The 7261-nt window shown below is 62.0% G+C and carries 8 protein-coding genes and 1 pseudogene; all 9 read left to right on the forward strand.

The features are described from left to right. A pseudogene (locus I5W_RS17905) lies at positions 1–434 on the forward strand (phosphatase); the annotation flags it as partial. Between the two features lie 67 nt (positions 435–501). Beyond that, positions 502–1377 carry a protease HtpX gene (gene htpX / locus I5W_RS17910; protein WP_017452948.1) on the forward strand — a complete coding sequence of 292 codons (876 nt, stop codon included), beginning with the start codon at positions 502–504 and terminating at the stop codon, positions 1375–1377. A gap of 85 nt (positions 1378–1462) precedes the next feature. Then, the gene (locus I5W_RS17915; protein ID WP_017452947.1) at positions 1463–2098 is read left to right on the forward strand and encodes an L-threonylcarbamoyladenylate synthase; all 636 of its coding nucleotides are present in this window, start codon (positions 1463–1465) and stop codon (positions 2096–2098) included. Positions 2099–2197: 99 nt separating this feature from the next. Next, entirely contained in the window at positions 2198–2884 is a 687-nt protein-coding gene (locus tag I5W_RS17920) for a site-2 protease family protein (protein ID WP_017452946.1), read from the forward strand. A gap of 12 nt (positions 2885–2896) precedes the next feature. Beyond that, complete coding sequence (locus I5W_RS17925; RefSeq protein ID WP_044530245.1) at positions 2897–4096, forward strand: tryptophan--tRNA ligase; 1200 nt, start codon at positions 2897–2899, stop codon at positions 4094–4096. Positions 4097–4250: 154 nt separating this feature from the next. After that, complete coding sequence (gene dapA / locus I5W_RS17930) at positions 4251–5129, forward strand: 4-hydroxy-tetrahydrodipicolinate synthase (protein ID WP_017452944.1); 879 nt, start codon at positions 4251–4253, stop codon at positions 5127–5129. A gap of 61 nt (positions 5130–5190) precedes the next feature. Continuing rightward, complete coding sequence (gene bamC, locus I5W_RS17935) at positions 5191–6372, forward strand: outer membrane protein assembly factor BamC (RefSeq protein WP_044530246.1); 1182 nt, start codon at positions 5191–5193, stop codon at positions 6370–6372. Between the two features lie 18 nt (positions 6373–6390). Then, entirely contained in the window at positions 6391–7134 is a 744-nt protein-coding gene (locus tag I5W_RS17940) for an MBL fold metallo-hydrolase (RefSeq protein WP_252717093.1), read from the forward strand. Next, on the forward strand, positions 7038–7259 hold the full coding sequence (locus I5W_RS30145; RefSeq protein WP_252717094.1) for an aldo/keto reductase: 222 nt from the start codon (positions 7038–7040) through the stop codon (positions 7257–7259). Before I5W_RS17940 ends, I5W_RS30145 begins: the two co-directional genes overlap by 97 nt. The last annotated feature ends 2 nt before the right edge of the window (positions 7260–7261 follow it).

Here is a 7261-nt window from a genome sequence, read left to right on the forward strand (position 1 = left end):
CCCACTTTGCGCGCTACCTGGTGGAGTGCGGCCACTGCTGCGATACCAAGGAAGTCTTTGCCAACTACTTCACCGAAGGCAAGCCGGGCTACGTGCCGCACCGCTGGGCCACGCTGGAAGAGGCTGTGCGCTGGATACGCGGGGCCGGCGGGGTGGCCGTGATCGCCCATCCGGGACGCTACAAGTACACCCAGACCCAGTTCGGCGCGCTGTTCGATGAATTCAGGCAGCTCGGGGGCGCGGCCATCGAAGTCAATACCGGCAGCCATACGCCGGAGCAGTACCAGCAATATGCTCAGGTGGCGCGCAGCTATGGCTTTTTGGGGTCGATGGGATCGGACTTCCATGGTCCGGGCGAGTCGCGCTTGGACCTGGGCGAGTTGCCGCCGCTGCCTGTTGGCGTCAAGCCGGTGTGGCATGACTGGGAACTGTAAGCGCGGCCCTTGAATTGCAAGGCGGGATGCCTATCTAATAACCACTTTTCCGATAGGAGTTTTCCCGATGAAACGCATCCTGCTGTTTATCGCCACCAACATCGCCGTGCTGGTAGTGATGAGCGTGATCCTGTCCCTGCTGGGCGTAGACCGCTTCCTGACCCGCTCCGGCCTGAACCTGCCGATGCTGCTGGTGTTCTCGCTGGTGGTCGGTTTCACCGGATCGATCATCTCCTTGCTGATGAGCAAGAGCATGGCCAAGTGGTCCACCGGCGCCCGCGTGATCGAGACCCCCATGAATGGCACCGAAGCATGGCTGCTGCAAACCGTGGGCAAGCTGGCCCAGCGCGCCGGCATCGGGATGCCGGAAGTGGCGGTCTATGACGGTGAACCCAATGCCTTTGCCACCGGTGCGTTCCGGGATTCGGCCTTGGTGGCGGTCTCCACCGGCCTGTTGCAAGGCATGACCCAGGACGAAGTGGAAGCCGTGCTGGGCCATGAAGTGGCGCACATCGCCAATGGCGACATGGTGACCATGACCCTGATTCAGGGGGTGGTCAATACCTTCGTGGTGTTCCTGTCGCGGGTGGTCGGCTATTTCGTCGATTCGGCCCTGCGCCGCAACAACGATGAGTCCGGTCCCGGCATCGGCTACATGGTGACGGTGATGGTGTGCCAGATCGTTTTTGGCATCGGCGCCTCGATCATCGTGGCCTGGTTCTCGCGCCACCGCGAGTTCCGTGCTGACGCCGGTGCGGCGCGCCTGTTGGGCACGCCCCAGCCGATGATCAATGCCCTGGCGCGGCTGGGCGGTTTTTCGCCGGAAGGCTTGCCGCAGAACATGGCGGCCCTGGGGATCAGCGACAAGCCCGGTTTCATGGAGCTGTTCTCGACCCACCCGCCGTTGGAACAGCGCATTGCCGCCCTGCGCGGCCAGCGTTGAGCGCAGCGCACTCTTGCAACGGCGGTGGCGACACCGCCGTTGTGCTTTTTACGAATTGCATTGAATTGGATGTGGAAACGAAGTCATGAGCCAGTTTTTCGAGATTCACCCCGACAACCCGCAGTTGCGTCTCATCAAGCAAGCCGCACAGATCATCCACAAGGGCGGCCTGGTGGCCCTGCCCACCGACTCCTGCTATGCCCTGGTCTGCCAGTTGGACAACAAGGAGGCGGTCGAGCGCGTGCGCCGCATCCGTGGCGTCGATGAAAAGCACCACCTGACCCTGCTGTGCCGCGACCTCTCCGAGATCGCCCAGTATGCCAAGGTCGATAACCGCCAGTACCGGCTGATGAAGGCCGCCACGCCGGGCGCCTTTACCTTCATCCTGGAAGCTACCAAGGAAGTGCCGCGCCGCCTCTCGCATCCCTCGCGCAAGACCATCGGCCTGCGCGTGCCGGAAAATCGCATCGCCCACATGCTGCTGGAAGAACTGGGCCAGCCCTTGCTGGGCACCACCCTGATCCTGCCCGATGAAGAATTGCCGCTGACCCACGCCGAAGACATCCGCAGCCATCTGGAAAAGAGAATCGAGCTGGTCATCGACAGTGGCGCCTGCAGCCTGGAGCCCACCACCGTGATCGACCTGACCGACGATGATGAACCGGTGCTGGTGCGCCAGGGCAGGGGGGATGCGAGTATCTTTGGTTTGCAGGCTGCATAAGCGAATATTTATTCACGATGTCATCTGCGCCATCTGCGGCTGGCCCAGCCCAATGGAATTTTGGGGCGCGATATTGTCCCTCTGCTAAAATCCCCGCCCATGAACGAACTCATCCAGACCATCGCGGTGTACGCGCTCCCCGTGCTCTTCGCCATTACCCTGCACGAGGCGGCACATGCCTATGCGGCCAAGTTTTTCGGCGACACCACGGCCTATTCAATGGGACGGATGAGTCTTGATCCGTTCAAGCACATCGATCTGCTCGGAACGATCGTGCTGCCGGTGTTGGCGTATGCCCTCAGTTTCGGCAGTTTCCTTATCGGCTATGCCAAGCCGGTACCGGTCAATTTCGGCCACTTGCGCAAGCCCAAGCGGGACATGGCATGGGTGGCCCTGGCCGGACCGGCTGCCAACCTGGTGATGGCGATCCTGTGGATTGCGGTTCTTTGGCTCTACCTGGTCTTGGGTCTGCAGGCCAAATTCCTGCTGGCCGTGATCCAGGCTGGCATCAAGACCAATCTGGTGATCATGGCCTTCAACCTGTTGCCCATTCCTCCGCTGGACGGCGGTCGCGTGCTCATCAGCGTGTTGCCCCACCGCCTTTCCTACCAGTTTGCCAAGCTGGAACCCTATGGATTCTTCATCGTACTCGGCCTCATGATGCTCAATCTTATCTATCCTTACTGGATGGCCCCGGTCATGTCGGCCACGGCCATGGGGATTTCCATGTTGACGCCTTTCAGTACGGGAGGGTTTTTCCGTTTTCTGGTCGCCCCTATTTTCTAGATCATCACGACTATGTATCCTGACCGCGTCGTCTCCGGTATGCGCCCCACGGGCGCGCTGCACCTAGGCCACTATCACGGCGCCCTGAAGAACTGGGTCAAGCTGCAATCCGAATTGCCCTGCCTGTTCTTCGTGGCCGACTGGCACGCCCTGACCACCCATTACGACGATCCCTCCGTGATCGAGACCAGCACCTGGGAAATGGTGATCGACTGGCTCGCCGCCGGGGTCGATCCGTCCCAGGCCACGCTGTTCATCCAGTCGCGCGTGCCAGAACATGCCGAACTGCACCTGCTGCTGTCCATGGCCACCCCGCTGGGCTGGCTGGAGCGCGTGCCGACCTACAAGGACCAGCAGGAGAAGCTGGCCGACCGCGACCTGGCGACCTATGGCTTCCTCGGCTATCCGCTGCTGCAGGCGGCCGACGTGCTGATCTACCGCGCCAGCCAGGTGCCGGTGGGTGAGGACCAGGTACCGCATATCGAGATCATGCGCGAGATTGCGCGCCGCTTTAACCATCTCTATGGCAAGGAAAAAGGCTTCGAGGAAAAGGCCCTGGCCGCTACCAAGAAGCTGGGCAGCAAGCGTGCCAAGCTGTATCTGGAACTGCGCACGCAATTCCAGGAAAAGGGCGATGATGAAGCCTTGGAACAGGCCAAGGCCATGCTGGACGATGCCCAGAACCTGTCGATGATCGATCGTGAACGTTTGTTCGGCTATCTCGAAGGCAGCCGCAAGCTGATCCTCACCGAACCCCAAGCCATGTTGACCGAAGCCTCGCGCCTGCCGGGCCTGGATGGCGCCAAGATGTCCAAGAGCTACGGCAATGCCATCGCCCTGCGCGAAGACGCGGCTACCGTCACCAAGAAGGTCAAGACCATGCCCACCGACCCGCAGCGCGTGCGCCGCAGTGATCCGGGCGACCCGGATAAATGCCCGGTCTGGCAATTCCACCAGGTCTATTCCACGCCGGAAGTCAAGGAATGGGCCGCCAAGGGCTGCCGTTCGGCCGGGATCGGTTGCCTGGAGTGCAAGCAGCCGGTGATCGATGCCATCTTGCAAGAACAGCAACCGATGCTGGAACGGGCCCAGCCTTACCTGGACGACCCTTCGCTGGTGCGCGCGATCGTCGCCGATGGCTGCGAAAAGGCCCGCAAGCTGGCCCAGGACACCATGCGCGACGTGCGCGAAGCCATGGGACTGGGTTATTGAGTATCGGCAAGCCGGGTAGCGAGCCCGCCAGCACGCGCTTCTCCGGCTTTTTTTACGTCCGCTTTCATCTCTGGTAGCGGCAAATTGACCTGATGAGGCGTCTATCCGCTACAATCAGGCCTTTATTCTGACCATCACCTTACATAAGTACATCATGATCAAGGGTAGCATTGTTGCAATCGTCACTCCCATGCATCCGGACGGCAGCCTCGACTACGACGGCCTGCGCAAGCTGATCGACTGGCATATCGCCGAGGGAACGGACAGCATCGTCATCGTCGGCACCACCGGCGAATCGCCCACCGTCTCCATGGAAGAACACTGCGAACTGATCAAGGTCGCGGTCGAACACACCGCCAAACGCATTCCCATCATCGCCGGTACCGGCGGCAATTCCACCTCCGAAGCCATCGAACTGACCGAGTTTGCCAAGAAGGTCGGTGCCGACGCCTCGCTGCAAGTGGTGCCCTACTACAACCGTCCGACTCAGGAAGGCATGTACCTGCACTTCAAGACCATCGCCGAGGCGGTGGATCTGCCGGTGATCTTGTACAACGTGCCCGGCCGCACGGTGGCCGACATGAGCAACGAGACCATCCTGCGCCTGGCCCAGGTCAAGGGCATCGTGGGTGTGAAGGACGCCACCGGCAACATCGCCCGCGGTAGCGACCTGATCCGCCTGGCGCCCAAGAGCTTTGCGGTCTATTCCGGTGACGACGCCACTGCCTTCGCCCTGATGTTCTATGGCGGCGCCGGCAACATCTCGGTCACCGCCAACGTCGCCCCGCGTGACATGCACGAACTGTGCGTGGCCGCCATGAGCGGCAACATCGCGCGCGCCGTGGAACTGAACAACAAGCTGCTGCCGCTGCACAACAAGCTCTTCGTCGAACCCAATCCGGTGCCGGTCAAGTGGGCCATGCAGGAAATGGGTCTGATCCCGACCGGAATGCGCCTGCCGCTGGCGCCGCTGGGTGCGGCTTTCCACGACACCGTGCGCGCCGCCCTGCGCGAGTCCGGTGTCTTAAACTGATCGGCTTGGCCGCTTTGGCGCAGGTCTCCTGAAATCCGATTCCGCTTTCAATAGTAACGATATGACTAATCGCAACAACGTTCGTCCGGTATCCCGCTCCGCGTACACCTTTACCCAACGCAGCATCGTCGTCGCACTGGCGCTGGCCGGACTGGCGGGATGTTCGTCCATCGGCAATATGCTCGAAGGCGACCGTATCGATTACAAGAGCGCCGAAAAGGCCCGTGGCCCGCGCCTGGAAGTGCCGCCCGACCTGACCCAGCTGCAGCGCGACAACCGCTACGCCATCCCCGAAGCCAACAAGGGTGTGGCCACGGCTTCCGGTTATCAGCTGGAACAGCAGTCCAAGCCCACCACCGATCTGACCTCGGTGGCGCCCGACGCCCAGGGCAAGGATATCCGTATCGAGCGCGATGGTTCGCAGCGCTGGCTGGTGGTCAAGCAGACCCCGGAACAACTGTGGCCACAGATCAAGGATTTCTGGCAGGACAACGGTTTCCTGATCAACGTCGAATCGCCTGACACCGGCGTGATGGAAACCGACTGGGCCGAGAACCGCGCCAAGATCCCGCAGGACTTCATCCGCAACACCCTGGGCAAGGTATTCGATTCGCTGTACTCCACCGGTGAGCGCGACAAGTTCCGCACCCGCCTGGAGCGCGGCGCCAACGGTACTACCGAGATCTTCATCAGCCACCGCGGCGCAGAAGAAGTGCTGACCGGTTCGGCCAAGGAAACCTCGGTGTGGACCGCACGTCCTTCCGATCCGGGCCTGGAAGCTGAATTCCTGTCGCGCCTGATGGTGCGCCTGGGTGCCCAGGAATCCAAGGCCAAGGCTGCCGTGGCCAACGCGCCGTCGCTGCAGGCCCGTTCGCGCCTGGTCAAGACCGCCACTGGCAGCAGTGTGCAAGTCGATGAAGGCTTCGACCGCGCATGGCGCCGTATCGGCCTGGCGCTGGACCGCGTGGGCTTCACCGTGGAAGACCGCGACCGCAGCCAGGGCATCTACTACGTGCGCTACGTGGACCAGGACCAGGATGCCAAGGACAAGAAGGACAGCGGTTTCTTCTCGCGCATCTTCAGCTCCAAGGACAAGGACAAGAAGGCCGCCAAGTACCGCATCGTGGTCAAGGGCGCCGGCTCCGACAGCAGCAACATCGTCGTGCAGAACGGCGAGGGTGGCCCGGATACCTCGGGTATCTCCGACAAGATCCTCGGTCTGCTCAACGATCAGCTGAAGTAATCAGGATCCGGGGCTCAGATGAAGTTCGCGAGCCTCGGCAGCGGCAGCGAAGGCAATGCGCTGCTGATCTCGGCCGCAGCCGGCGACGCTCGTCCCTCTTCCGGGACGACCGTCATGCTGGACTGCGGCTTTACCTTGCGTGAAGCCGAAAAACGCATGTTGCGTCTGGGCCTGGACCCGTCGGACGTCTCGGCCATCGTGGTCACGCATGAACATTCGGACCACGTCAGTGGCGTCTTCAAGTTTGCGCGCCGCTATCGCATCCCGGTCTGGCTCAGTTATGGCACTTTCCAGGCCGTCGCCGAGCAAGCCAGCGATGTCGATGTGCGCTTCTGTGCCGATGGCCAGAATATCGCCATCGGCGACCTCGAACTATCCCCCTATACCGTTCCGCATGACGCCCGCGAGCCCATCCAGTATGTGGCCGGCGATGGCGACCGCCGCCTGGGCGTATTGACCGATGCCGGTCAGCCCACCGCGCACCTGGTGCAGGCGCTGGGTGCCTGCGACGCCTTGCTGCTGGAATGCAACCACGACCGCGAGATGCTGGACCGCTCGCCTTATCCCGCCTTCCTCAAGCGCCGCATTGGCGGTGACTATGGCCACCTATCGATACCGCCGAGATGTACGCCGATGGCAATGCCGAGCGCATCGTCGGCCAGGCCATCAGCGGACGCCGCCAACAGGTCTACCTGGTCAGCAAGGTCTTGCCGCACAACGCCAGCCAGCGCGGCACCATCGCCGCCTGCGAAGCCAGCCTGAAGCGCCTGGGTACCGACCACATCGAGCTCTACCTGCTGCATTGGCGTGGCCCGCATCCACTGGCGGCCACCGTCGAGGGCATGGAAAAGCTGGTCGCACAGGGCAAGATCGGCGGCTGGGCGTGAGC

This window comes from Herbaspirillum sp. B65 (genome assembly GCF_000333555.1).
Classification (GTDB): Bacteria; Pseudomonadota; Gammaproteobacteria; order Burkholderiales; family Burkholderiaceae_D; genus Herbaspirillum; species Herbaspirillum rubrisubalbicans.